General features: G+C 61.9%; 30 protein-coding genes. 11 read left to right on the top strand and 19 right to left on the bottom strand.

Annotated elements, in window-relative coordinates:
- Window positions 1-47 precede the first annotated feature (47 nt).
- The gene (locus HOY44_RS07535) at window positions 48-431 is read right to left on the bottom strand and encodes a helix-turn-helix domain-containing protein (protein ID WP_287434014.1); all 384 of its coding nucleotides are present in this window, start codon (window positions 429-431) and stop codon (window positions 48-50) included.
- A gap of 406 nt (window positions 432-837) precedes the next feature.
- Between HOY44_RS07535 and HOY44_RS07540 the strand changes: the two genes are divergently transcribed.
- A complete protein-coding gene (locus HOY44_RS07540; RefSeq protein ID WP_287434015.1) occupies window positions 838-2,007 on the top strand; it encodes a GmrSD restriction endonuclease domain-containing protein in 1,170 nt (389 codons plus the stop codon).
- Window positions 2,000-2,626: a HEPN domain-containing protein gene (locus tag HOY44_RS07545; protein ID WP_287434017.1), complete on the top strand. Its 627-nt coding sequence runs from the start codon at window positions 2,000-2,002 to the stop codon at window positions 2,624-2,626. The genes HOY44_RS07540 and HOY44_RS07545 overlap by 8 nt, the downstream gene beginning before the upstream one ends.
- A gap of 311 nt (window positions 2,627-2,937) precedes the next feature.
- On the opposite strand, the gene HOY44_RS07550 is transcribed toward HOY44_RS07545, so the two are convergent.
- Entirely contained in the window at window positions 2,938-3,738 is an 801-nt protein-coding gene (locus HOY44_RS07550) for a glutathione S-transferase family protein (protein WP_287434019.1), read from the bottom strand.
- A gap of 4 nt (window positions 3,739-3,742) precedes the next feature.
- Window positions 3,743-4,186 carry a cupin domain-containing protein gene (locus tag HOY44_RS07555; RefSeq protein WP_008333561.1) on the bottom strand — a complete coding sequence of 148 codons (444 nt, stop codon included), beginning with the start codon at window positions 4,184-4,186 and terminating at the stop codon, window positions 3,743-3,745.
- 112 nt (window positions 4,187-4,298) lie between these two features.
- On the opposite strand from HOY44_RS07555, the gene HOY44_RS07560 reads away from it, so the two are divergent.
- A complete protein-coding gene (locus tag HOY44_RS07560; RefSeq protein ID WP_287434021.1) occupies window positions 4,299-5,222 on the top strand; it encodes a LysR family transcriptional regulator in 924 nt (307 codons plus the stop codon).
- 260 nt (window positions 5,223-5,482) lie between these two features.
- On the opposite strand, the gene gph is transcribed toward HOY44_RS07560, so the two are convergent.
- Together gph and ald are read right to left on the bottom strand one after the other, a co-directional pair.
- The gene (gene gph, locus HOY44_RS07565) at window positions 5,483-6,136 is read right to left on the bottom strand and encodes a phosphoglycolate phosphatase (protein ID WP_287434022.1); all 654 of its coding nucleotides are present in this window, start codon (window positions 6,134-6,136) and stop codon (window positions 5,483-5,485) included.
- A gap of 65 nt (window positions 6,137-6,201) precedes the next feature.
- Complete coding sequence (gene ald / locus HOY44_RS07570) at window positions 6,202-7,320, bottom strand: alanine dehydrogenase (protein ID WP_287434024.1); 1,119 nt, start codon at window positions 7,318-7,320, stop codon at window positions 6,202-6,204.
- 130 nt (window positions 7,321-7,450) lie between these two features.
- Here ald and HOY44_RS07575 point away from each other — a divergent pair, with 130 nt between their 5' ends.
- Window positions 7,451-7,915 carry an Lrp/AsnC family transcriptional regulator gene (locus HOY44_RS07575; RefSeq protein WP_138421964.1) on the top strand — a complete coding sequence of 155 codons (465 nt, stop codon included), beginning with the start codon at window positions 7,451-7,453 and terminating at the stop codon, window positions 7,913-7,915.
- On the opposite strand, the gene HOY44_RS07580 is transcribed toward HOY44_RS07575, so the two are convergent.
- Window positions 7,912-9,147, bottom strand: a complete 1,236-nt coding sequence (locus HOY44_RS07580) for an MFS transporter (RefSeq protein ID WP_138421965.1) — start codon at window positions 9,145-9,147, stop codon at window positions 7,912-7,914. The two genes, HOY44_RS07575 and HOY44_RS07580, sit on opposite strands and share 4 nt — an antisense overlap.
- 112 nt (window positions 9,148-9,259) lie before the next feature.
- Between HOY44_RS07580 and zapE the strand changes: the two genes are divergently transcribed.
- Window positions 9,260-10,342, top strand: coding sequence for a cell division protein ZapE (zapE, locus tag HOY44_RS07585; protein WP_008333553.1), 1,083 nt, complete (start codon window positions 9,260-9,262; stop codon window positions 10,340-10,342).
- Between the two features lies 1 nt (window position 10,343).
- On the opposite strand, the gene HOY44_RS07590 is transcribed toward zapE, so the two are convergent.
- The 8 genes from HOY44_RS07590 to HOY44_RS07625 form a co-directional block, all read right to left on the bottom strand.
- Entirely contained in the window at window positions 10,344-10,688 is a 345-nt protein-coding gene (locus HOY44_RS07590; protein ID WP_138421967.1) for a hypothetical protein, read from the bottom strand.
- Window positions 10,689-10,769: 81 nt separating this feature from the next.
- Window positions 10,770-11,561: a precorrin-4 C(11)-methyltransferase gene (cobM, locus tag HOY44_RS07595; RefSeq protein ID WP_287434027.1), complete on the bottom strand. Its 792-nt coding sequence runs from the start codon at window positions 11,559-11,561 to the stop codon at window positions 10,770-10,772.
- A complete protein-coding gene (gene cobJ / locus HOY44_RS07600) occupies window positions 11,558-13,399 on the bottom strand; it encodes a precorrin-3B C(17)-methyltransferase (RefSeq protein ID WP_287434029.1) in 1,842 nt (613 codons plus the stop codon). Before cobJ ends, cobM begins: the two co-directional genes overlap by 4 nt.
- Window positions 13,390-14,091: a precorrin-2 C(20)-methyltransferase gene (cobI, locus tag HOY44_RS07605; RefSeq protein ID WP_287434031.1), complete on the bottom strand. Its 702-nt coding sequence runs from the start codon at window positions 14,089-14,091 to the stop codon at window positions 13,390-13,392. The genes cobJ and cobI overlap by 10 nt, the downstream gene beginning before the upstream one ends.
- Window positions 14,088-15,293: a precorrin-6y C5,15-methyltransferase (decarboxylating) subunit CbiE gene (gene cbiE, locus HOY44_RS07610; RefSeq protein WP_287434033.1), complete on the bottom strand. Its 1,206-nt coding sequence runs from the start codon at window positions 15,291-15,293 to the stop codon at window positions 14,088-14,090. Before cbiE ends, cobI begins: the two co-directional genes overlap by 4 nt.
- A complete protein-coding gene (locus HOY44_RS07615; protein ID WP_287434035.1) occupies window positions 15,290-15,937 on the bottom strand; it encodes a precorrin-8X methylmutase in 648 nt (215 codons plus the stop codon). The genes cbiE and HOY44_RS07615 overlap by 4 nt, the downstream gene beginning before the upstream one ends.
- Window positions 15,934-17,139 carry a sirohydrochlorin chelatase gene (locus tag HOY44_RS07620; protein WP_287434036.1) on the bottom strand — a complete coding sequence of 402 codons (1,206 nt, stop codon included), beginning with the start codon at window positions 17,137-17,139 and terminating at the stop codon, window positions 15,934-15,936. Before HOY44_RS07620 ends, HOY44_RS07615 begins: the two co-directional genes overlap by 4 nt.
- 2 nt (window positions 17,140-17,141) lie before the next feature.
- Window positions 17,142-17,354, bottom strand: a complete 213-nt coding sequence (locus tag HOY44_RS07625) for a DUF6732 family protein (RefSeq protein WP_287434038.1) — start codon at window positions 17,352-17,354, stop codon at window positions 17,142-17,144.
- 271 nt (window positions 17,355-17,625) lie between these two features.
- Between HOY44_RS07625 and HOY44_RS07630 the strand changes: the two genes are divergently transcribed.
- Window positions 17,626-18,627, top strand: a complete 1,002-nt coding sequence (locus HOY44_RS07630; RefSeq protein ID WP_287434039.1) for a glutathione S-transferase family protein — start codon at window positions 17,626-17,628, stop codon at window positions 18,625-18,627.
- A gap of 55 nt (window positions 18,628-18,682) precedes the next feature.
- A complete protein-coding gene (locus HOY44_RS07635; protein ID WP_008333526.1) occupies window positions 18,683-18,922 on the top strand; it encodes a hypothetical protein in 240 nt (79 codons plus the stop codon).
- A 4-nt stretch (window positions 18,923-18,926) separates the two neighbouring features.
- On the opposite strand, the gene rnhA is transcribed toward HOY44_RS07635, so the two are convergent.
- From rnhA to ispH, 4 genes are read right to left on the bottom strand one after another with little or no spacing between them, the layout of a single operon-like run.
- Window positions 18,927-19,376: a ribonuclease HI gene (gene rnhA, locus HOY44_RS07640; protein ID WP_138421975.1), complete on the bottom strand. Its 450-nt coding sequence runs from the start codon at window positions 19,374-19,376 to the stop codon at window positions 18,927-18,929.
- Window positions 19,369-19,956 carry a class I SAM-dependent DNA methyltransferase gene (locus tag HOY44_RS07645; RefSeq protein WP_287434043.1) on the bottom strand — a complete coding sequence of 196 codons (588 nt, stop codon included), beginning with the start codon at window positions 19,954-19,956 and terminating at the stop codon, window positions 19,369-19,371. The genes rnhA and HOY44_RS07645 overlap by 8 nt, the downstream gene beginning before the upstream one ends.
- A complete protein-coding gene (locus HOY44_RS07650) occupies window positions 19,953-20,384 on the bottom strand; it encodes a DUF3429 domain-containing protein (protein ID WP_287434044.1) in 432 nt (143 codons plus the stop codon). The genes HOY44_RS07645 and HOY44_RS07650 overlap by 4 nt, the downstream gene beginning before the upstream one ends.
- Window positions 20,381-21,331 (bottom strand): 4-hydroxy-3-methylbut-2-enyl diphosphate reductase, encoded by a 951-nt coding sequence (gene ispH / locus HOY44_RS07655; protein ID WP_040885068.1) that lies wholly within the window; start codon window positions 21,329-21,331, stop codon window positions 20,381-20,383. The genes HOY44_RS07650 and ispH overlap by 4 nt, the downstream gene beginning before the upstream one ends.
- A 102-nt stretch (window positions 21,332-21,433) precedes the next feature.
- On the opposite strand from ispH, the gene HOY44_RS07660 reads away from it, so the two are divergent.
- Window positions 21,434-21,790 carry a DUF1801 domain-containing protein gene (locus HOY44_RS07660; protein WP_287434046.1) on the top strand — a complete coding sequence of 119 codons (357 nt, stop codon included), beginning with the start codon at window positions 21,434-21,436 and terminating at the stop codon, window positions 21,788-21,790.
- The gene (locus HOY44_RS07665; RefSeq protein WP_287434048.1) at window positions 21,787-22,131 is read left to right on the top strand and encodes a glyoxalase superfamily protein; all 345 of its coding nucleotides are present in this window, start codon (window positions 21,787-21,789) and stop codon (window positions 22,129-22,131) included. The genes HOY44_RS07660 and HOY44_RS07665 overlap by 4 nt, the downstream gene beginning before the upstream one ends.
- A 69-nt stretch (window positions 22,132-22,200) precedes the next feature.
- On the opposite strand, the gene HOY44_RS07670 is transcribed toward HOY44_RS07665, so the two are convergent.
- A complete protein-coding gene (locus tag HOY44_RS07670; protein WP_008333513.1) occupies window positions 22,201-22,776 on the bottom strand; it encodes a LabA-like NYN domain-containing protein in 576 nt (191 codons plus the stop codon).
- A 100-nt stretch (window positions 22,777-22,876) separates the two neighbouring features.
- Here HOY44_RS07670 and folK point away from each other — a divergent pair, with 100 nt between their 5' ends.
- The gene (gene folK / locus HOY44_RS07675; RefSeq protein ID WP_083783412.1) at window positions 22,877-23,470 is read left to right on the top strand and encodes a 2-amino-4-hydroxy-6-hydroxymethyldihydropteridine diphosphokinase; all 594 of its coding nucleotides are present in this window, start codon (window positions 22,877-22,879) and stop codon (window positions 23,468-23,470) included.
- Between the two features lie 135 nt (window positions 23,471-23,605).
- Window positions 23,606-23,962: a DNA-directed RNA polymerase subunit omega gene (rpoZ, locus tag HOY44_RS07680; protein WP_008333509.1), complete on the top strand. Its 357-nt coding sequence runs from the start codon at window positions 23,606-23,608 to the stop codon at window positions 23,960-23,962.
- The last annotated feature ends 8 nt before the right edge of the window (window positions 23,963-23,970 follow it).

The following is a 23,970-nucleotide window of genomic DNA, read 5'->3' on the forward strand; positions in this document are numbered from 1 at the left end:
CGAGGACGGTCAGAGGCCCTAATGATGGAGTGGAGTGTCGGCCGCCTTCACTCTTGACTAGCTGGCAGGCGAGAACCCGAAGAAGCCGGTTTTCCCTCAAGTGAGTGAATGAGATCTGCTACGGCCCGTTTGGTTTCAGGGTCCAAGCAAACGATCGCATGTATCAAGCGAATATCGTTCGAGCTTGCACGAATCTTGGGCTCACGAGGAAAGTCTTCGGGAGTGGGGAAGAGAGCAGAAATCGGAATTCCCAACGCCTTACAAATCATCCACAAGCGTGAGCCTGACACTCGGTTTGCTGCCGTTTCGTACTTCTGCAGTTGTTGGAATCGGATACCAATTTCCTTGGCGAGTTCAACCTGGGTTAGCCCAGCTTTCAGCCGTTCGTCGCGGATTCTCTGTCCTATGAATGCATCTACTGAGTGTGGCACTCTCGCAGAATGCAACCAAATGGTGCGCGATGTCTACAGTGTTTCAGCGCTGGATTCGCTAGGGCACCAGGCCCGGCCAAAACCTGCGATACAGTAATTTCAGGATTTCAGATGTACAAGAAACTTGAGGGCGATCGACCTGTTCCGCCCAGAAACCCGTAGTAGAACTCAAATGGAATAAGATGGTTGACCGCCATTCGAGCGGTGCCAGCGCTCGCTAGCGGCCAGTTTCGGCCCAAACGCACCATTCAGGGCAGTTGCGTTGAATGACCGCTGCCAGCTCGAAGCGGATATGTGCTATCTGCACCATGGGCGGAAACTCGTGCGCTAAGATCTGAATGCTTGAAGCATTGCCGTAATGCCGGTGCTTCAATAGACAGGATTGCGTAGACAGGAGAGATTGCGAATGTCAGAGCTTGACGGTCTGTTCGAAGAAGACGAATCCGCTGAAGGCGGCGACGATTACCAGATTGCTCCTTCAGACTTCGAGGATATTTTTGTAATCCCTTCAGACTGGACGGTGTCCACTTTACGCCAAGAACTAGTCGATATTGTCGATCTTGAGCCCCATTTTCAGCGCCGCAGCGTTTGGACGGCGCGAGCAAAATCAAAGTTCATAGAGTCGCTGGTACTAGGAATCCCAATACCGCAAATTCTGCTTGCTGAACGACAGGAAGAAAGGAACCAATTTCTTGTCCTTGATGGGAAACAAAGGCTGTCATCGATCAAAGAGTTCTTTGATGGGGTCAACGAAGATGGCGCGCCTTTCAAACTTCAAGGCCTTGATGACTTGAAAGAATTGAACGGCCAGAGTTGGCAGTCAATAAAAGAAGACAAACCTCAGATAGCTCGTGCAATCGACGCCGCTGCGATACGAACTGCGGTAATACGCGGATGGAGGCGAGATGACGTCCTGTACGAGATTTTTCACCGCCTAAACTCTGGTTCCGTCAGGCTATCACCTATGGAATTGAGAATGTCTCTAATTAGAGGTCCGTTCGTTCGTGAGGTTATTAGGCAAACGACGGAGTGCGCAAATCTTCAGAAGATGCTTGGGCTCAAGAAACCAGACAAGCGCATGAAAGACGTTGAAGTGGCCATTCGCCATTTTGCATTTCAAAGCTTTGAAATCGAATACCGAGGGAATCTAAAAGAGTTCCTGGATGAATATTGCCGGCACAAAAATAGATCCTTTGAGGTAGGGCAGGTCATCGAGCCTGTTCAGGCGCTAGAAAAACTCATTGCAGAGAGCCTACCGCTATTTGAAGACAAAACTTTTTCCCGAAAATTTGTACCTGAAACTGGCCATTTTGAGGGTAGCTTCAACCGTGCAATATTTGACGTATTGGGGGGGTCACTAGCAAATCAAGAGTTCAGGAACGCCGCACTGGAAGACGTTGATAAATTCAGGTCGATGTACCAGTCTGCCTTTGAGAACTCCTCGTTTGTTCGTTCAGTCGAGAGCACTACCAAGAGTATTACCGCCACCAAATATCGATTTACCTACTGGTACGAGAAAATAAAGAAAGAATATGGCTTGCAGCTCAGGGTTCCACTGATCAAGAAGAATGACTGAGAGTTCTGTTGAATTTGCGAAGCTTGAATTGGCCCTTGCTGAAGCTCGCGGTATCATTCTGGGCTTACCTGAGCACGACGTTGCGAGCCGGCTGCATGAGCTTAAGCTAAAATCATATGTCTTGCTTTGCCATGCCGCAATTGAGGAGTATTTGGAACGAGTTTCGCTAGCAGTACTCAGCCGTAGTCTTGTCGCTTTCGAAGCTGACAGATGTGTACGCGATCCTTTGCTGGCTGCATGCAGTTTTTATAAGATTGTGCTAATGAATGAAGTCACCTCTCGATCTGCCGGCGATCACCTACATGATGTGTTTTTGGCTGTATTCCGGCGGGCCATTGCCGAGCATAGGAAGGCTGTCGACGAAAACCACGGTGTTAAAACAAAGGATCAAGACGCGTTGTTCTTACCAATCGGCGTAAGGCTCTTCGATTTTGACAGACTTTTGTCCCAGAGCCTCAACTCGTTTGGTACTCTTAGGGGGGAGTTTGCACACGGATTTGGTATTAGAACCGTTGCTCCTAAAGCTGGACAAGAGAGCAAGGTTCGCAACATATTAAATTTGGTGCTGATTTTTGATAATTTTTTGTGCGAGCGACACGGCATCAATCTCGAAAATTGATGGCGGTCTTGTGCGATCACAGTACGTGGTCGCGTCTATACACCGCGCAAATCTCGATTTGCCTCTCAGCTGAATCCTTCGGATGGAAAATGCCTGTTTGAATTGGGAGCCACCAATATGACATTGCTCTGCGTGAGATTTTGCAGAGTCCGCTTCCTGCGCATCACCGCCGTTCGTGATCGGCGCGGCGAACGTCCGTTACCCGCCCATTCCCGCCGTTCGTGTCGCTCGTCGCGTGCGCCGATTCTGCTTTGCGTGATGCTGCAATTTACACGATCGCCGAGTTTGTAGGCTGCCTACGATACGTTGGCTCAGGCTACGAGTCCGAGGTCCCTGTCGGTGGCGCTGCCTGCATACTTGTCTTTGGGGGGCATCGGTCTCGATTGCCAGCTGGGTTCGAAAACGAAGCTGGATACATTGCGCCCCTCTGGCAACGCGCCATTTCCCGCGCCAAGCGCATAGTCGTAATAGAGTTTAACGATTTGCTCCTCGGTCACCTGATGGGTGCTAGGATGGGCCATGCAAGCGTCGCGCCATATCCGCACGCGCTCGTAGTCTGTTCCTCGTGGAAGTTCGAAATCTTCGTAATAGTCCAGGAACCAGAAACGTTTGAACATCGGCGCGAAGACGGCCTCCGCAAGGCCGAAGTCCTTAAAGAGATACGTGCCCTTCGGATTCCGGTCGGTGAGGAAGTCGTTGATGTCCCTGTAAAGTGCCAGGAGATTGTCGAGATGTTCGCCACGACGCGCACGGTCTTGATTCATGACAAAGAGATAGCCGGCCATCGTGAAAGGGCCTTCGCGGGCGATCAACATCGATTCAATTGCATGTTCTAACGGGTCGCTTCGGCGCAGCATGGGGCCTTCCAAAGCTTCATCAAGATACCGCAGGATCACAAGGCTCTCTTTTAGAATGCGTCCGTCTCTGGTTTCGAGGACTGGCAATGCGGTCGTGCCACGTGTCTTAGCCAGCAGTTCGGGTTCGCGCGGTTTGGTGATGTCGACAACCCTAAACTCGACCGCGTCCTGCTGCCCGCGCAGAGCCAAGAGGATTTCCAGACGCTGCGAAAAGGGGCAGACCGGAATGTGGTAAACGATATGTCTTCCTGTCATTTGGTCAGTCCAGAGGTGGGCCGGTGAAGGCCATGTTGTGCCGCTTTGCGGATTCTTCGATAGCTGGCATGTCTTCCGGGATGCGGAACTGGCCATCCGCCATATCCTTAAAGAACCCTTCGAAACCACCAGGCGTGAGGATCACCAGGTGGCGGCACGGCTCATCTCCGATCACCTTGAACGTATGCTCCTTGCCCCGCGGGATAAACACACTCTCGCCCGCGCCCGCCGCGAACTCCTGACCTTCCAGCCAGAACTTGCAGGTCCCGGTCATAATCACGAACGTTTCGTCTTCGTTCTTGTGCACATGGCGTGGTGGTCCGCTTCCGGCCGGAGACCAGCTATCCACGATGGACATCGCTCCGCTGGTTTCTTCAGGGCTCAGGATCGTCTTGTACCGCACGCCGAGCCATTCAATGGCTCCGTCGATTTCGGGCAGATCTTTCATCGTTTCTCTCCATGGGCAGTGGATTGAAACGAAAGCGCTTTCGTTGACACGAGCTTACCGGAAAGCCAACCTATCAGGCAAACCGCATTATCTGATAAAGGGTATCGCCTAGGTGAATTTCGCGACACTCGATCTGAACCTTCTGCGCGTTCTGGACGCCCTCTTTCGAGAGGGCTCAACCGTTAAGGCCGCATCGGGGCTGGCGATGTCGCAGTCGGCCGTTTCCGGGGCGCTCTCCCGGCTCCGCCATGCATTAGGTGATCAGCTCTTCATTCGACAGGGGAACCGGTTGGTTGCTACTGATTACGCAGCGGGAATCGAAGCTGGTTTGAGAGAGGAGCTGGAACGCCTTGAGGCGTTGCTTGCCCCCCCGGCCGTCTTTGACCCGCAAACCGCCAAAGGCACTTTCAGGATTGCCGCAAGTGACTTTTTCGCAGAGCTCTTGATGCCGCCTTTGGCTGATCTCCTACAGAAATCGGCACCTCACCTCAGGGCGCAGCTCGTCGACCTCGTTCCGACCGACTATGTGGCTAGCCTTGAAAGGCGCAATGCCGACATCGCGTTGATCCCTGACTTGCCGCTGCCGGAATGGGTCAACCGGGAGCCTTTGTTCTATTCTCCGTTCCATGTGATCGCGCGCGAAGGTCATCCGATCACCGCGGGATTGGGGGAAGGAATGGAAATGCCAATGGATGTCTTCTGCGCGCTTCATCACGTCCTGTTTTCTCCTGAAGGCAATCTGGCAGCGATGGGTGACGCTGCCCTTCACCGGGTCGGGAAAAGTCGACAAGTCGCGATGACCGTACCCGTTTTCAGCGGCGTCTGCCGAGCGGTCAGCGAAAGCGATCTCATTGCCCTCGTGCCTGCGCAACTTGCGTCGAAAGTCGCCGACACATTTCGGCTACGTGTGTTCGAGCCGCCGATGAAGATTGATCCTGCGTTGATCATTGGCATTTGGCACAAACGTTCAGACAACACACCGATGGCCATCTGGATGCGTAAGCAGGTCTTTACTCTCATGAAGGCATTGGATTGAGGTGCATAGGCGCCTCCACTTACACACCCGCGATTGACGCACCGCGCAGAGAATGACAGCTCCCCGCCCGCGCTGCCTCGAGCGAGCCAACCCCAAACTTAACAAGGGTGACAAGGCTAATCCTCGCTCATCCGATCCGAGCGGACATGATCGGCTGACCGTCACGTGAACGCCCCCACGCTACCACACGAAACCCCAGACAATTCGGGTTTGCGAACGGGTCTGCCGATGCCTTGGCATCCGCGGACCCGCCCGCGCACTCAGACCCCGCCGACCGCTTGCTGAACCAGTCGCGGCAATTTCGCAAAGTCGTCGAAAGCGAAGCTGTGCGGAATACTTGAGACCTCGGTCTTCCGGTAGCCTTCCGTGAAAAGCAGAAAGGGCACGCCTGCGCGCTGTGCGGTCTCGGCGTCGACTTCGCTGTCGCCCACATAGACCCTGTCTCCGCCGCCCAACGCGTCGAATGCGGCGATCAGGGGCGCGGGGTCGGGCTTGCGGGTGGCAAGGCTGTCGCCACCCCAGATCGTGTCGAAATACCCGTTCAGGCGAAGATGTTTCAGAACCGCGCGACACGGGCTGATGGGCTTGTTGGTGCAGATCCCGAGGCTGTGACCCGCACCGACGAGCGCGTCCAGCGCATCCTCGACGCCCGGATAGGGCACGGTCAGGGTCACCGCCGCATCGTATCTTTCGACGAAGGTCGCAAGCATCCGGTCCTGCTCACTTTCAGGAAGCCCCCGCGCTTGGCGCATCCTTTCGACAAGGGCTGCCGCGCCGTTTCCGATGAACTGGCGCGTCTCCCCAAGCGTAAGCGGGGCCACCCCGGCTTCGGCCAGAAGGGCATTTGCCACCTCGCGGATGTCGGGGGCCGAGTCGATGAGCGTGCCGTCCAGATCGAATACGATGCGAGCCATGCCATTTCCGTTCGCGGTTTGGGTGTTTGAGACCCCAAACCGCCCGGCACGTCAACCGCGGCGCATCAGGCTTTGATCGCGAGCGAGGGCGACACCACATCGATTTCCAGCGCCCGCCCCACGGCGTAGTTCGTCAGCTTACCGGCATGAACGTTGAGGCCTGCCATGAGCCCCTCGTCGGCCTCCATCGCCGCGCGCCAGCCCAGATCCGCCAGCCGCAGCATGTAGGGCAAGGTGGCGTTGCCCAGCGCGAGGGTCGAGGTGCGGGCGACCGCACCCGGCATGTTGGCCACACAGTAGTGCATGATCCCGTCCACCTCGTAGATCGGGTCTTGGTGGGTGGTCGCCTTCGATGTTTCGAAACAGCCACCCTGATCGATGGCGACGTCGACCAGCGCCGCGCCCGGTTTCATCTCGGAGAGTTCGGCCCGACTGATGAGTTTGGGGGCCGCCGCACCGGGGATGAGCACGGCACCGATGACCATGTCGGCCTCGGCCACAAGCTCGGCGGTACGGGCTTTGGAGGAATAGGAGGTCTTGAATTCGCCTCGGAACATATCGTCGAGCTGGCGAAGTCTCGGCAGCGACATATCGAGCACCGTCACATCCGCCCCCATGCCGGAGGCGACGCGCGCCGCCTGCGTGCCGACGACGCCACCACCGATGACGACGACCTTCGCGGGTCCGACCCCCGGAACGCCGCCCATGAGCACGCCACGCCCTCCGTTGGCCTTTTGCAGGGTCCACGCGCCGACCTGCGGGGCCAGCTTGCCCGCCACCTCGGACATGGGCGCGAGCAGCGGAAGCCGCCCGTCACGATCTGTCACGGTTTCATAGGCAATCGCCGTGGCGCCGCTGTCGATCAGATCGCGGGTCTGGTCCGGGTCGGGCGCAAGGTGAAGGTAGGTGAACAACACCTGCCCCTCGCGCAGCTTGGCCCGCTCGACCGCCTGCGGTTCCTTGACCTTCACCACCATGTCAGCACGCGCGAACACCTCGTCCGCCGTGTCCACGACGCCTGCCCCAATGGCGCGATAGGCATCATCGGTGAAGCCCGAGCCTTCGCCCGCGCCCATCTCGACGATCACGTCATGCCCGTGCGCGATGGCTTCCGCCGCCGCATGAGGGGTAAGGCCGACACGATATTCCTGCGGCTTGATTTCCTTGGGGCATCCGATGAGCATGGTATCCTCCGTTCGCTTCACGCGCAGGCTACCCCCGCCCGCAAGCAATCGGATTGAAATTCCTCCGTGCAATCGGGCCGTTTTTCGAATAATCCACCAACGAGCAAGCGATACGACGCAAGGACATTCGATGGATTCCACTCTCGACGAAATGGACCGGCGCATTTTGCACGTTCTTCAACGGCAGGGGCGCATTTCGAACGCGGACCTTGCCGAACGGGTGCATCTGTCCGCCTCGGCCTGTCACCGCCGGGTTCAACGGCTTGAGAAAGACGGGTTCATCCGCGATTACGTCGCCCTTCTGGCCGCGCGAAAGATCGGCTACCCGACGATGGTCTTCGTGGAAATCTCTCTCTCCGGTCAGGCCGACGAGTTGTTGGAGGCGTTCGAGCGTGAGGTCGCGCTGGTGCCGGAAGTTCTGGAATGTCACCTGATGGCGGGCACGGCGGACTACATCCTCAAGGTCGTCGCGCGCGACACCGACGATTTCGCCCGCGTGCACCGCCAGAAGCTCGCCCGGTTGCCCGGCGTTCAGGGCATGCAGTCCAGCTTCGCCCTGCGCACGGTGTTCAAGACCACCGCGCTGCCGACCTAAGCCGCGGCCATGACAGGCGAGCGCCGCTCCTTGATCGGAAGGTGCAGCAGCGCCGACAGCGCGCCGACCCCGACGCCGACCCACCAGACCATCGTGTAGTCGCCGGTCAGGTCATAGAAGCGGCCACCCAGCCAGACGCCCATAAAACTGCCAAGCTGGTGCGAGAAGAAGACGATCCCATAAAGCGTGCCCATGTAGCGCAGACCATAGAGGTGTGCGACCAGACCCGATGTCAGCGGAACGGTGGCGAGCCAAAGGCTCCCCATGACGATCGAGAAGATTATGACGCTGGTGGGCGTGATCGGCAGCAGGATGAAGGCCCCGGCGGCAACCGTGCGGGCGGTGTAGATCGCCGCGAGCAGGTATTTCTTGGGAAGCTTGTTGCCCAGATAGCCCGCGTAAAGCGTGCCCGCGATGTTGGCGAGACCGATGAGCGAAATCGCGATGGCCCCCAAGGCCGAGGTCGTCGACACACCGAGCGATGCCAGCGTGCCCGAAGGGTCGATGGCACCGCACATCTCGGTCACGAAGGCGGGGAAATGCGCCGTGATGAAACCGAGTTGATAGCCGCAGGAGAAGAAGCCGAGGAAGATCAGCGTGTAGGACGGGTCGCGCAGTGCGCGCATCAGAACCGTCCCCATACTCTCCTGCAACTCCAACCGGCTGGCCGCAGGCGCGCGCATCAGCGGCAGGACCAGAAGCACGGCGAGGATGGCCACGGCGAACAGGATGAACACGCTCTGCCACGGCATGAACGACAGCATCCATTCGGCCAGCGGTGCGCCGAACACCTGCCCGGCCGAACCCGCCGCCGTCGCGATGGCAAGCGACATGGATCTGTTCTTGTCGGACGACGCGCGACCGACCACGGCGAGGATCACGCCGAACCCGGTGCCCGCGATGCCGAAACCGACCAGCACTTCCAGCGTCTGATGGGCCAGCGGCGTGGTCGCGAAGGACGAGGCGACAAGCCCCGCGGCATAAAGCACCGCGCCGAAGATGATCGCCTTGCGATCCCCCATCTTTTCGGCAATCGCGCCGAAGATCGGCTGGCCGATGCCCCAGGCGAGGTTCTGGATCGCGATCGCCATGCTGAAGTCGGCGCGCATCCAGCCGAATTCCTCGGCGATCGGAATCTGGAACACGCCGAAACTCGCCCGGATCGCGAAACTTATGATGATGACGATGCACCCGGCGATCAGAACCGGTGTGATAAGGCGTGTGTTGTCCATCAGGGCCCTCCGACATCTGCGTAATCCGCCAGAGCGGCGCCCGCGTCAAACGCTTATCCGTGATGCGGCATATCACCTTTTCCTATCGGGCACGGCGGGCTAGACGGTTGTCATGAGCGAGAGCCTGCAAGACATCTACGCCGCCCGCGTCGCCGAAGGACGGATCACCCCCGACCCCGCGCAGGAAGAGGCGTTGCCGCTGTTCGACGACATCCGCGCGCATCTGGTCGCAGTGAAAGACAAAAAGCGCGGTCTATTGGGCGGGCTGTTTCACAAGCCCGAGGATGTGCCGGACGGTCTATACCTTTGGGGCGGTGTCGGGCGCGGCAAGTCGATGCTCATGGACCTGTTCGTCGAGCATCTGCCAATCGAAGGGAAACGCCGCGTCCACTTCCATGCCTTCATGCAGGAGGTGCAGGAGGGGCTCCATCAGGCTCGCAAGTCGGGCGAGTCGGATGCCATCGCGCCGGTCGCCGCGAAGATCGCCAAGGACCTTCGCCTGCTCGCGCTGGATGAAATGCAGATCACCGACATCGCCGACGCGATGGTGGTCGGGCGATTGTTCGAACACCTGATGAAGAAGGGCGTTGTGATCGTCACCACGTCGAACCGCGTACCGAACGACCTTTATAAGGACGGGCTGAACCGTCAGTTGTTCCTGCCCTTCATCGACCTCATCAAGGATCGTCTGGTCGTCCACGAACTCGCCAGTCACAAGGATTATCGCCAGGACCGTCTGACCGGCGGACAGGTCTATTTCACGCCCGCGAACAGCGAGGCGCGTCAGGCGATCGAAGCGGTCTGGACCGATCTGACCGGCGGCGGCGATGCCGAACCGCTCGTGCTGAACGTGAAGAACCGCGAGGTCGAGATTCCGGCCTACCGCAACGGCGTCGGGCGCGCGAAATTCCATGAGCTGTGCGGGCGGATGCTCGGCCCGGCCGACTACCTCGCCATTGCGGATGCGCTGAAAGTCCTGGTGCTGGAGGACATCCCGGCCCTGTCACGCCAGAACTTCAACGAGGCCAAACGCTTCGTCACCCTGATCGATGCGCTCTACGAGGCGCATGTTCGGCTTGTGGCGAGCGCCGCGGCGGAACCGGAATACCTCTATCTCGAAGGCGAGGGCAGTTTCGAATTCGAACGCACGGCCAGCCGCCTGCGCGAGATGCAGGACAAGGACTGGGGTCAGTAGCTCAACGCGGGATCAGGGCGACGGGCGCATCCGGGTCGCGTGCGAAATCGAGCGGGGGTTTGTCCATCGCAAGTGTCGAGCGTTTGAACTCGTACCGCATCATCGGGCCGTCTTCTTCCGAGGCTACGATCAGACACTGGTACAGATGGTTCTCACCGGCGTAGAGATCGACCAGCCCGCGCAGCTTCGGCGCATCGTCCCGGTCGAGCGCGAAACCGCCTTCACGGAATTCCAGCACCGGGAAAGACTCGTCCCCCACGGCCACACGCATATGCGCCTTCTTGCGCGCCGCTTTCATGTGGGCCGCTTGCAGGCCTTCCTGAACGTCCTTGGGAAGCGAGTCCATGTTACCCTCCGATCACGGCTAAACCATGACAGGGACATGGTTTTCGTCAAGTAAACGAATGTCGCGGGCATGTGTTCCGTGTCAGGTGTTGTTTTCTTCCACCAGGTCGACCCCCACCACCGGGCGCAAAACATGCGGTCGCGTAGGGTCGTACAGCGCGGAATCCTTGAAATCACGAACCCGGCCAAGCGCCGGACCCACAAGGATCAGCGCCGTGCGCGTGATCTTTTCGGCGCGCACTTTCAGACGGATGTCCGACAGCGTGCCACGGATGAGCATTTCGTCGGGCCACCCGACGCGATAGGCGACGACGACCGGACAATCGGCGCCGTAATGCGGGGTCAGGACCCGCTCGATCTCGCGCATGTTGCGCACGCCCAGATGGATCGCCAGCGTCGCGCCCGTGCGGGCGAAATTCTCAAGTGTTTCGCCTTCGGGCATGGCGGTCGACTGCATGGAAACACGTGTCAGAACAATGCTTTGCGCGATCTCCGGGATCGTCAATTCCTGACCCAGCGCCGCAGCCGCAGCGGCATAGGCCGGCACGCCGGGCACGATCTGATAGTCGATGCCGTCCGCCTGCAAACGCCGCACCTGCTCGGCCACCGCGCCATAGAGCGACGGGTCGCCGGAGTGCACACGCGCCACATCCTCGCCCCGCTGATGTGCCGCCAGAATTTCGGCGTGAGTCTGGTCGAGCGTCATCGGCGCCGTGTCCATCACGCGCGCGCTTTCGGGGGCGCAGGCGACCACTTCGGGGGGAACCAGCGATCCGGCATACAGGCAGACAGGGCATTCCCCGATGATCCGCTGCGCCTTGAGCGTGAGCAATTCCGGGTCGCCCGGTCCGGCGCCGATGAAATAGACGGTCATTCAGAAGTCTCCGTTTCCAGATGGCGATTGCCCACGTTTTGAAGGTCACCATCGATTCGCCGGGCATAGCCGCGCGGCGTGTACATGCGGGGGCCGTCGCCCAGTTGGGCGAGTTTGGAGTTGGACGATCCCACCAGAACGACGGTCAGCATATCGACCTCGTCCACATCGAGGTCGGCCAACCTACGGTATCGTATGTTTTCCTCGGGTCTTCCGAGTGAGGACGCCAGAAGAACGGGCGTATCTTCTGGCCGATGCCTCAGCAGAATGTCCCGCGCCTCCGCCAACAGCGTGCGGCGGCGGCGCGACACGGGATTGTAGAAGGCGATCACGAAGTCACCTTCTGCGGCGGCGTGCAGCCGCTTCACGATATCGTCCCGCGGCGTCAGCAGATCGGAGAGCGAAATGGCGCAGAAATCGTGTCCGAGCGGCGCCCCTGCCCGCGCGGCCGCAGCCTGAAGCGCCGAGACGCCCGGTGTCGACATCACTTCGACCCGGCGCGCAGCGTCCGACACGCCCTGTTCGTCAGGCGCCCGGTCGAGCAGTTCGAAGACCAGCGCACCCATCGCGTAGATGCCCGCATCGCCCGAACAGATCAGCGCGACGTTCTTGCCCTTGCCCGCCTGTTCCAGCGCATACCGGCATCGATCCTCCTCCCCGCCGAGGGGGAAGTCCGACCGCGTTTTGCCTGCGGCGAGAGGGCCGAGCAGATCGATGTAAAGACCGTATCCGACCAGTTCGTCCGCCTCTTGAATGAGCCGCGAAGCTTCCGGCGTGCGCCACGTGGCCTGTCCCGGTCCGATCCCGATGATCGACAGATGACCACGTGCGCGACCCGAAGGCTCTGCTATGGGCGACGGCGCCTTTGCCAAAGCGCAGGTCGTGTTGGCGGTCTTGCGCTTCTCGACCGAAAGCACCGCGTCTTCGCCTGCCGAGGCCAGCGAAGCCGCTTCGGCCACACCATGACAGCCGACCTCCGCGAAGACGACATCGGACGGGTTGGCAAGGCGCGGCGTCATCTCCTCCAACTCCGCAGCCGTGAACAGCTTGAGCGGAACGCCGAACGCACGCGCGAGCGCATTCACCGCAGGCTCGTCCGCCTTGAGGTCGAGCGTCGCGATGGCCGCAATGGCTCCGGTGGCGATACCCGCGTCCCGCAACATGACCTCGACCGAAGAACGCAGCTCCTCCACCGGCGCGTTCCGCGCGCAACCGACGCCGAGAACGTAGGTCTGCGGGTAATAGACAAGGCGCTCCGGGCCGCCCGCGACGGGTGCCTCCGTGACCACCAGTTCGACGCCGCCCCGCGGATCGCTCGCGATGTCGAAGATCGCGTCACCTTCGATGCGCGCCCCCTTGCCCGCCAGCATGGCGGCCATGACCGATTTCGCGTCTTCCGGGTTCGCAAGACGGTAGCCTGCGGGCGGGACATCCAGCGCGACGCCCAAGGCCACGTCGCCAGCCGTCGTCACCGCCGCTTTGGCGCCCAGCAGGTCCGCGATCTCCCGCGCCAAGCGGTTCGCCCCACGGTGCCCGCCCAGCAGCGGGATCGCGACGCCGCCGTCGTCCGAAACGGCGACCACGGGTGGTTCGGTCCGCTTGTCTGCAAGGATCGGCGCCACCGCGCGGATCAGGATGCCAGCGGCGCAGACCCCGATGATCGGCGTGCCAGCCGCGAACAAGTCGCGGGCATGGTCGAGCGCATTCGGGAAGAACGCATCGGCTTTGTCGACGCGGCCTTCGCGGCCATGCACCTGTGCGCCCAGCGCGCCCGCGATACGGTGCGCCACGGCTTCGCCGGAACGGTTGAGACAGAGAACGACGGGGGTCACAGCCACGGGTCGGAACCTTTCGTCACGAGAATGAGAGAGAAATAGGGCGCAGGATCAGGGGCTTGGGCGAGCGGCAGAATGCGCTCGGCGGCAAGCGTGGCGCGCTCGATATAGACGGCCCGGTCGGACAGGCCTTGGGCGGCCAAGACGTCACGGATGCGGCCCAGATGACGCCCGACCTTCATGATGACGATGCTGTCCGCGTCTGCGATGCGGGCGGCGAGCGTGTCGCTGTCGAGCGGACCGGGCAGGACCGTGAGCACTTCGTTCCGGGCGGTCAGCGGCGCGGCGGCGCGCGCGGCCCCGGCGGAAACCGAGGTGATGCCCGGAATGACTTCGACCGGGAAGCGATCCGCGAGCCGCGCATGCAGATACATGAAGGAGCCGTAAAAGAACGGGTCGCCTTCGCACAGGACCGCGACGTTCCTGCCGGCCTCCAGCGCCTCGGCAATCCGGTCGGCCCCGAGGTCGTAGGCCGCCTGGGCAGGCTCGCGGGATTTGGTCATCGGGACTTCGATGACGATTTCAAGGGCATCGGGTCGGATCAGGTCCACCGCGATGGACCGAGCGAAACTGTCGGTGCCGGGAAGCGCGGGATAGGCCACGACATCGGCCGCGCCGATCGCGCGCGCGGCCTTTAGCGTCATCAGGTCGGGGTCGCCCGGCCCGAGGCCCACACCGATCAGCGTGCCGGTCATCGTTTGATCAGGCTCCATTGCACGACGGGGCGGAACGGACGCCAGCCGGTCGACTGCGGGCCGAGCGTATCGGCGCGGGACACCGAGAGCTGGACGAGTTCGCCGCCGTGGGCGTGGTAGAGTTCGGTCAAAACCGCCTGGCTTTCCAGCGTCACGGCGTTTGCGACGAGACGGCCGAGCGGTTTCAGCGCCGACCATGCGGTTGCGTATGTTTCTTCCGACAGACCGCCGCCGATGAATACGGCATCGGGGGCTTCCAACCCATCAAGAGCTTCGGGCACCGTCCCGTCGACGATGCGAAGCTGAGGAACGCCCAGCGCCAGCGCGTTGGCGGCGGCAAGCGCACGACGGTCCGCGCGCGGTTCGATCCCGATGGCGCGCGCATAACGTGCCGCGCGCATCCATTCGACCGCGACCGACCCGCAGCCCGTGCCGATATCCCACAGCAAAGCGCCGCGCATTGGCATGAGCTTGGCCACGGTGAGCGCGCGAACCTCGCGTTTGGTCATGGTGCCGTCATGCTGGAACAACTCATCCGCAAGCCCCGGCACACGCGGGAGCAGCGCCGCATCGGGGGCCGCGACGCATTCGACGGCGAGCGTGTTGAACGCGGGCACTTCGTGGTCCCACCTCTCGGCCAGTGCATCGAAACGCTTCTCGTTCTCGCCGCCCATATTGGCGAAAACCGTCATGGGGCTGCGCCCGAACCCGCGCTCGGTGAGGAAACGGGCGATCTGACCGGGGGTTTCGGCCCCGGTGGTCAGGATCAGAAGCCGCGCGTCAGGCTGGATGAAGGCGATCATCTGCTCGACCGGGCGGCCATGCACGGTGAGGGTTTCGAGGTCCGCCATGCTCCACCCCATGCGGGCGGAGGCGAGTTGGAAGGCGGAAAGCTGCGGGTGGAACGTGATCTCATCCGCTGGGATCGCCCGACCGATGCGCGCGCCGACCGAGAACCACAGGGGGTCGCCGGTTGCCAGAACGACGACGCGCTTGCCCTTGTAGGACTGTAGCTGGTCGATCAGCGCGTCGAAGGGCGAAGGCCACGACACGCGCTCGGCACCCGAAACATTCGATAGCGTATGGTGCCGGTCGCCGCCGACGATGATCTCGGCAGCTTCGACTACGGCGCGGGTGGCGGGGGTCAGTCCGTCCATGCCGTCTTCACCGATACCGACGATGTGAAGCCAGGGTTGGGTCATTGCGTTTTCTCCGGGAGGCCAACGGCCAATGCGTTGACGGCGGCGGATGCGATGGCCGATCCACCGCGCCGTCCGCGTAGGGCCACGAAATCACAGCCGCGCGGGTTGTTCGCGAGTTCCGCTTTGCTTTCCGCCGCGCCGACGAAGCCGACCGGGAAGCCAAGGATCACGGCGGGCTTGGGCGCGTCTTGATCCAGCAGTTCGAGCAGATGGAAGAGCGCGGTGGGCGCGTTGCCGATGGCGACCACGGCGCCTTCGAGCTTGTCGGCCCATAGCTCGACCGCCGCCGCACTGCGGGTGTTGCCGATCTCGCGCGCGCGATCCGGCACGGTGGGGTCGTTCAGCGTGACGATGACCTCGTTCCCGGCGGGAAGATAGCGCCGGATGATCCCCGCGCCGACCATCTCGCAGTCGCACAGCACCGGGGCGCCTGCGGCCAGTGCCGCCTGCCCCGCCGCGAAAGCGCCCTCGGAATAGGCCAGACGATCCGCGACCTCGACCATCCCGCAGGCGTGGATGATCCGCGTGGCGAGTTGCGCCATGCCGGGATCGAAGCGATCCAACCGCGCCTCTTTCTCGACCGTCGCGAAGCTTTGCCGATAGATCGCAGCCGGATCACGCTCGTATCGCAGCGGAGGCCTCATTTCGAGCGCGCCGATTCAGGGCCGTGCGGGTGCTTGGCGTGCGGATACTCGGCGTGATGGTGGCCGTGGTCGTGACCGTGATGATGGTGGTGGTGCCCATGATCGTGGTCGTGGTGGTGATGATCGTGCAGGTGCAGGCGACACTCCCCCGTGCAGAAGGTGTCGCAGAACGTGCAATCCGCCACGTTCGATCCGGGCGCCGACGCCCCCTGCCCTTCGACGTGATGGTGGTGGCTTTCCTGCACGGCGCCCACCTCGGCCTCGAACCCCAGAACCTCGACCCGGTATTTGCACATGACGCAGGTGGGCGGCGGCGTGTCGGAGAAGGCAGGATGCCAGGCTCGATCCTCCGGCTTGATGTGTTTGTGACCGCCGCCCGCGAGCGACAGAACCTGTTCGCGGTAGGGGCAGGTGCCGCAGTTCGGGGGCGGCACGGTGCCGAGTTGTTCGGTCACCCGTTCGGCAAAGGTTTCGAGCACCTTGGGATGGTCGTTCAGATAGCCCGCTTTCACGAACTGAATGCCCGGGTGCGCCTCGGCCACGCGGTCGGTGAAGCCGTAGATGCGGTCGATCAGGATGCCCGTGAACAGGAAATACGGGAACACCACGATGCGTTTGTAGCCCAGCTTGGCGGCGTGCTGGAGGCACGGTTCGACCAGTGGGAACGTGACGCCGGAATAGCCGACCTCGAGCCAGCCGAAGCCCATCCCCTCCTGCAAGAGCCGCGCGATCTTGGCGACGTTGGCGTTGGCGTCCGGGTCCGAGGCACCACGCCCGATGACGACGAGGCAGGTGTCCTCATGCGCCACCACGCCATGTTCGGCATTTGCGGCGGCAACGGCATCGCGGATGCGCTCGCCCGCGGCGGCGACCATCTTGGGGTCGACGCCAAGCTCGCGCCCATAGGAAACGTCGATCCCATGTTCGGCGCCATATGTGTTCAGCACGGTCGGGATGTCGTTCTTGGAATGCATCGCGGCGAAGAGCATCCCCGGCACGGCGAGGATCTTGTCGCACCCCGCCTCGCGCAGGTTGTCGAGCCCGACGCGGATCACCGGATTCGCGAATTCCAGATAGCCGTAGTCGACCATCCAGTCGTCCGGAAAAAAGGCGGGCAGCTTTTCGGCCAGTACCTTGAACTCGTCCACCGCCGATTGGCTGCGCGAGCCGTGGCCACAGATCATCACCCCGATCTTCGACATGGTCAGGACTCCTGCGGTTCGGCTTCGGCGTCGTCGACCTGGTCGGCCTCGTCGTCCTTCTTGCCACGCAGAGCGCCCCAGATCGCGACGCCGATCGCCACGCCGATGGCGACGCCCGCGACCCAGTGGTCGTGACCTGCGGCATCGGCAAGGTGGCCGGGATGGGCCAGCGCCATGCCGGGCATGAGGGCGATAAGGGCTGCAAGACGTTTCATGGCACGGTCCTTTCCTGCGTCCGGGCGCGAAGAGGCCATGCGTCATCCACCGACGACACCGCGCCCTGATCCCCGGTCTGGGTCGATCACTCGGCAGTCACCTCTCCGGCCCCTGATGGGGCATCGTCGCGGGAGTCTCTACAGGAAAGGCGACATACGCTCAATGTCCCGCGACATTGTGCGTATCCGCACGCAGGCTGCGCCAACTGAACTATTCCGCACAGTGGTTCGTTTGCTTAGGTAAGATCGGACGCAAACGAGGAGACGCAAGATGGGTTATCTCGAAAACGGCGAATGGCACACGGGCTGGTATGACACCAAGAAACACGGCGGCAAATTCGTACGCAGTGAGACCAAATTCCGGAATTGGGTGACCGCCGACGGTTCCCCCGGCCCCACCGGCGACGGCGGGTTCAAGGCCGAATCGGGCCGCTATCACCTCTACGTCTCCTATGCCTGCCCATGGGCGCACCGGACGCTCATCTTTCGGACGCTGAAGGGTCTGGTCGATCATATCGACGTGTCGGTGGTGCATCCGGACATGCTGGAGGACGGCTGGACCTTCGACACCGATTTCGTCGGCGCCACGGGCGACACGCAGATGGGCAAGAAATTTCTGCGCGAGGTCTATACCGAGGCGGACCCCAAGATTTCGGGCCGAGTGACCGTGCCGATCCTGTGGGACAAGAAAACCAACCAGATCGTGTCGAACGAGAGCGCCGAGATCATTCGGATGTTCAATTCGGCCTTCAACGATCTGACCGGGGACACGCAGGATTTCTATCCTGACGACCTGCACGCCGACATCGAGGCGGTGAACGACCGCATCTACGACACGGTGAACAACGGCGTCTACAAATCCGGTTTCGCCACGACGCAGGAGGCTTATAACGAAGCGGTCAAGGCGCTCTTCGCATCGCTCGACTGGATCGAGGACATCCTGTCCAAGCAGCGTTACCTGACCGGCGACCGCGTGACCGAGGCCGACTGGCGGCTTCTGCCGACGCTCCTGCGCTTCGATCAGGTCTATCACGGCCACTTCAAGTGCAACCGCAACAAGCTGGTCGAGTTCCCGAACCTCTGGGCCTACACCCGCGAGCTTTATCAATGGCCCGGCGTGGCGAACACGGTGCATCCGGATCACTACATCCGGCACTACCACTACAGCCACGAAACGGTGAACCCGCATCGCATCATCCCGGTCGGACCCGTCATCGACTGGGACGCGCCACATGGCCGTGACCGCGCCTTCGCCGTGCCGAAGTCGGCCTGACGGGTTTCAGGCCGGAACCCTACAATTCACGCGGGCGTGACCCCATATAGAGGTCATGCCCGTTGTGCTTGTCATCATCGTCGGAGCGGCGGCCGGGTTCGTGGCGACACGGCTCATGAAGGTCGAAACCGACATCCTTACCACCATCGCCATCGGTGTGATCGGGGCGCTGATCGGCGGCCTGATCCTTCGCATCATCGTGACCGTGGGCAGCGTGGCCTTCGGGTTTCTGGGCGCAGTCGCGGGTGCGGCGTTCCTGATCTGGTTCTGGGAAACCTACATCCGAAAACGCTGAAGCGTCACTTGAACGGGGCCATGCCTTCGCGCGCCAACTCGTCGGCACGCTCGTTCTCTTCGTGCCCCGCGTGGCCCTTGATCCAGCGCCAGTCCACATCGTGACGCTTCGCGGCCTCGTCCAGCCGCTGCCAAAGCTCGACGTTCTTCACCGGCTTCTTGTTCGCGGTGCGCCAGCCGTTCCGCTTCCAGCCGTGAATCCATCCGGTGACGCCGTTTTTCACGTAGGCGGAGTCGGTGACGATGGTGATCTTCGACGCCCGTTCGAGCGTTTCCAGCGCCATGATCGCCGCCATGAGCTCCATCCGGTTGTTCGTCGTCGCCGGCTCGCCGCCCGACAGGGTGCGTTCCTTGACGACCGTGCCGCCGTCCTTGGCTTGCATCAGAACCCCCCAGCCGCCCGGGCCGGGATTGCCGGAGCAGGCGCCATCCGTGTGCGCGATCAGGTCAACCATGGGCGTGAATCCAGATCCACGGGCTTTCCTCGCCCGAAAGTCCCTTGCCGACGCCGCGAAACCGCGCGGCGGGTGTGCAGCCGGTCATGGTCAGATGACGCACCAGATCGTCCTCGTCGTAATAGGTGTAGAAACGGCCAAGGCCATCGCGGCCCTCCCCTTCACCCAGTTTCATGCCGAGATGCAAGAGCCCGCCGGGCTTGATGGCTCGCTTCAGCGCCATGAGGTGGAACGGAAACGCCGCGCGCGGGGCATGGAGGAGCGAGAAGTTGGCCCAGATACCGTCATACAGGTCCTCGCCGTCAATCTCGTCGAACAGCGCCTGCCGCGCGGTCACGCCTGCAGCCTGCGCGACTCTGACCATCTGCGCGCTGGCATCCACTGCATCGACGGTCAGGCCCGCGTCCAACATCCGCCGCGCGTCCAGCCCCGGCCCGCAGCCCAGGTCGAGCACATAGGCCGGGTGTGGCATAGCCGCGATGAACGTGTCGATCCCCGGCGTTTCCCACGCGCTGACCATGGTGGCATAGTCGGCGCTGCGGGCGTCGTAGACGGCGATGGTCTCACGGTCCGCGCTCATGCGGCGAGATGGCCGATGACAAGACAGGGGACCACGACTGAGGTGAGCAGAACGCGAAGCCGCGTCCACCACACAGGGGCCAGACCGGCCCGTGTCGCGGCGATGTCGATCGGCAGGATCAAAAGGAACCCGGCCGCGAGGGTGAGCAGGGCATAGTCGCCGAACGCGAAGAAGAACGCCCAGAGCGCCGGGATCACCGAAAGGACGTAAAGCAGGTTCGCCTGCCGCCCCGTGGCACGGGTCGCATAGCCCCAGATCACGCCGGACATGAACGACAGGATAATCATGCCATAGTCGGCAAGCACCGCGTATCCGACGAAGATATCGTCCACCCACGCGACCGGCGCAAAACTCGTCACCGCGCCCCAGACGAACGGTATCAACCCGGCGAGGCCGAGGAGGAGCGGCGTGCGGGGAATGTCGTTCATGCAGGCTCGCGCAGCACGCGCGGCACTTTGAATTCGACGTTCTCGGTCGCGGTTTCGACCGTCTCGACCGTGACGTCGTAGCGGTCGCGGAAGGCCGCGATCACCTCGTCCACCAGCACTTCGGGGGCGCTGGCCCCGGCGGTCAGACCCACTGCACGCACCCCTTCGAGCGCGCGCCAGTCGATCTCGTCCGCGCGCCCCACCAGTTGCGCATAGTCGCAGCCGCGCGAGCGGGCGACCTCGACCAGACGGCGGGAGTTTGAGCTGTTGGGCGCCCCGATCACCAGTAGCGCGTCGGCCTTGGGCGCGATGGCCTTCACGGCCTCCTGCCGGTTGGTCGTGGCGTAGCAGATGTCTTCCTTGTGCGGGCCGATGATGGCCGGGAACCGGGCCTTGAGGGCCGCGACGATGCCCGCCGTGTCATCGACCGACAGGGTGGTCTGCGTGATGAACGCCAAACGCTCGGGATCGCGCGGTTCGAGCGTGGCCACATCGGCCTCGGTCTCGACCAGCAACACCTCACCCTCGGGAAGCTGTCCCATCGTGCCGATGGTTTCGGGATGGCCCGCGTGCCCGATCATCACCATCTGAAGCCCGTTGGCATGGTGCCGCTCGGCTTCGATGTGCACCTTGGACACCAGCGGGCATGTCGCGTCGACATATATCATTTCGCGTCGGTTCGCCTCGGCCGGCACGGCCTTGGCCACGCCATGCGCCGAGAAGATCACGGGACGGTCGGTCGGGCATTCATCCAGTTCCTCGACGAACACCGCGCCCTTTTCGCGCAGGCTGTCGACCACGAATTTGTTGTGAACGATCTCGTGCCGGACATAGATCGGCGCGCCCCACTTCTCGATCGCCATTTCGACGATCTTGATCGCGCGGTCGACGCCCGCGCAGAACCCGCGCGGCGCAGCAAGAATGAGGGTCAGGGATGGCTTGGTCATGTCAGCTCCTTCGTCCACACCTAATGACCGCCGCGCGCCGCGTCCAGACTTGGGACGGCAAGGAATCATGCTACCCTTCCTGCGACGAAACCGGAGGATGGCATGGCGCAAGAGGTCGACGACTGGATGGCAACCTATGACAACCCGATGAAGGAGACTGTGCAGGCCATGCGCGAGGTGATCCTCGCCGCCGATCCGCGCATTTCCGAATGCATCAAATGGTCGGCGCCGACCTTCACCTACAAGGGCAACATGGCCTCGTTCTTCCCAAAGTCGAAAAAGCACGCCTCGCTGATGTTCCACACCGGCGCGGCCATTCCCGGCGATTTCCCGTCGCTCGAAGGCGACGGCAAGGAAGCGCGCACGCTGAAAGTGGCGAGCCTTGAGGATCTGGCCGCCAAGCGTGAGGAGGTCGAGGCGATCACGCGCGCTTGGTGCGACAGCCGCGACGGGGCGTGACCTTGCACGCGGCGGTCCCGACGCTTCCGGTGCGCGACGTCGCAGAGGCGCAGGCACAGTACCGCGACATGCTTGGCTTCGACATCGCTTGGCACAATGTCAAAGGGCGCATCGGTGCCGTCCGGCGCGGCGACTGCGTGCTGTTCCTGCGCGAAACGGACGGCCCCATAACGCCCGTCGAACTTTGGGTCTTCTGCGACGATGTGGACGGGACCGCAGCCGACCTGACCACGCTTGGGGCGGACATCTCGGACCCGATATCGGACAAGCCGTGGGGTCTCAGGTCTTTCACGGTGCGCGATCCGTCCGGGCACCTGATCCACTTCCACCACGACCTTTAGAGCGTCGCACGAAAAACGCCCGGTCGCATGGGCGGCCGGGCGTCGTCGTAATGTCAACGGTGCGGTTGCTTAGGCGTCCGCGTCTTCTTCGTTGTAGGTCCGCTCCGGGCGATCATCGCGCGGCGGGCGACCGATCACTTCCTTCAGCTCGTCGAGCTCGATGAAGTTGTCGGCCTGACGGCGCAGTTCGTCCGCGATCATCGGCGGCTGGCTGCGGATCGTCGAAACGACCGAGACGCGCACACCTTTACGTTGCAGACCTTCGACCAGCGGACGGAAGTCGCCATCGCCGGAGAACAGCACGATGTGGTCGACATGCGGCGCGATCTCCATGGCATCGACGGTGAGTTCGATGTCCATGTTGCCCTTCACTTTACGGCGGCCCATCGAGTCGGTGAATTCCTTCGCCGGCTTGGTGACCATGGTGAAGCCGTTGTAGTGCAGCCAGTCCACGAGGGGCCGGATCGGCGAATAGTCGTCGTTTTCCAGAAGCGCCGTGTAGTAGAACGCGCGAAGAAGTTTGCCGCGGCGCATGAATTCCTGGCGCAGCAGCTTGTAGTCGATGTCGAAGCCGAGCGACTTGGCAGCCGCATACAGATTCGAACCATCAATGAACAGCGCGAGCCGTTCGTCCTTGTAGAACATAATCCATCCTTCCGAATTCTGTTCGCCGTCAGTGCCGTGAGTGGTAAGTGCGAAAAAATTGGGCGGCGGCGAATCCGCGTCAAGATAGGGATAAAGCGCGATGACGCAACCATATGGTGAAAGTTTACGTCTAGGTAAAGCGCTGATCTCCCTTGGCAGTAACGCAACGTCACCGGCAGGTGGCCCGGTGGAAACCATTCAAGCTGCCATTTCCTCGCTCGACGACGGGCCGTTCGAAATCCTCGCCCGCAGCCGTCTTTACGTCTCTCCTTTCGTCCCCAAAGGGGCCGAGCCCGATGTCGTCAACGCCGTGGTCGAGGTTTCTACGCCCCTGGACCCGGCGATGATCCTTGCCCGTCTTCACAAGATCGAGACGTCCTTTGACAGAATACGCCGTGAGCGGTGGACAAACCGAACGCTCGACCTTGATCTTCTCACCTTGGACCAAATGATCCTGCCTGACCAGCCCACGCTTCGTGAATGGGTCAACCTCCCGTTCGACAAGCAAAAATCCGCGACACCCGAAGAACTCATCCTGCCCCATCCGCGGTTGCAGGACAGGGCCTTCGTCCTCGTCCCCGCCGCCGACATCGCACCGGACTGGCGGCACCCGCTGCTGGATCGCACGATCCGCGAAATGCTGGACGCGCTGCCCGACGACCTGGTGTCCCCGGTCCGCCCTCTCGATCCTTGACCCGACCGGGCGCCGCGCAAAGACGTTTCGCCGGAGCATTTGTTTCAGGGCAGAAACCTGCCGATTGTGCTTGTGCTCAGGCCCTTTCGCGCCTAAATAGCCCCTTCACATCCGCGAATTGAATGGAGTCCTTCTATGGCCCGCGTGACGGTTGAAGATTGCGTTGACAAAGTCCCGAACCGGTTCGACCTGGTGATGCTTGCCGCCCATCGGGCGCGTGAGATTTCGTCCGGTGGTGCCCTCACTGTGGACCGCGACAACGACAAGAACCCTGTCGTGGCGCTGCGCGAGATCGCGGAAGAGACCCAGACGGCGGACGAACTGACCGAACGGATGATCGAGTCGAACCAGACCCAGATCGAGGTGGACGAGCCCGAGGACGACCAGATGGCGCTTCTCATGGGTCAGGAAACGCCGGACAAGCCGGACGACGACGACATGACGGACGAAAAACTTCTTCGTGCGCTCATGGAGGCCCAGGGCCAAGGCTGACCCTGAGA

Origin of the sequence: Maritimibacter sp. (genome assembly GCF_016774595.1) — a bacterium.
Taxonomy (GTDB): domain Bacteria; phylum Pseudomonadota; class Alphaproteobacteria; order Rhodobacterales; family Rhodobacteraceae; genus Maritimibacter; species Maritimibacter alkaliphilus.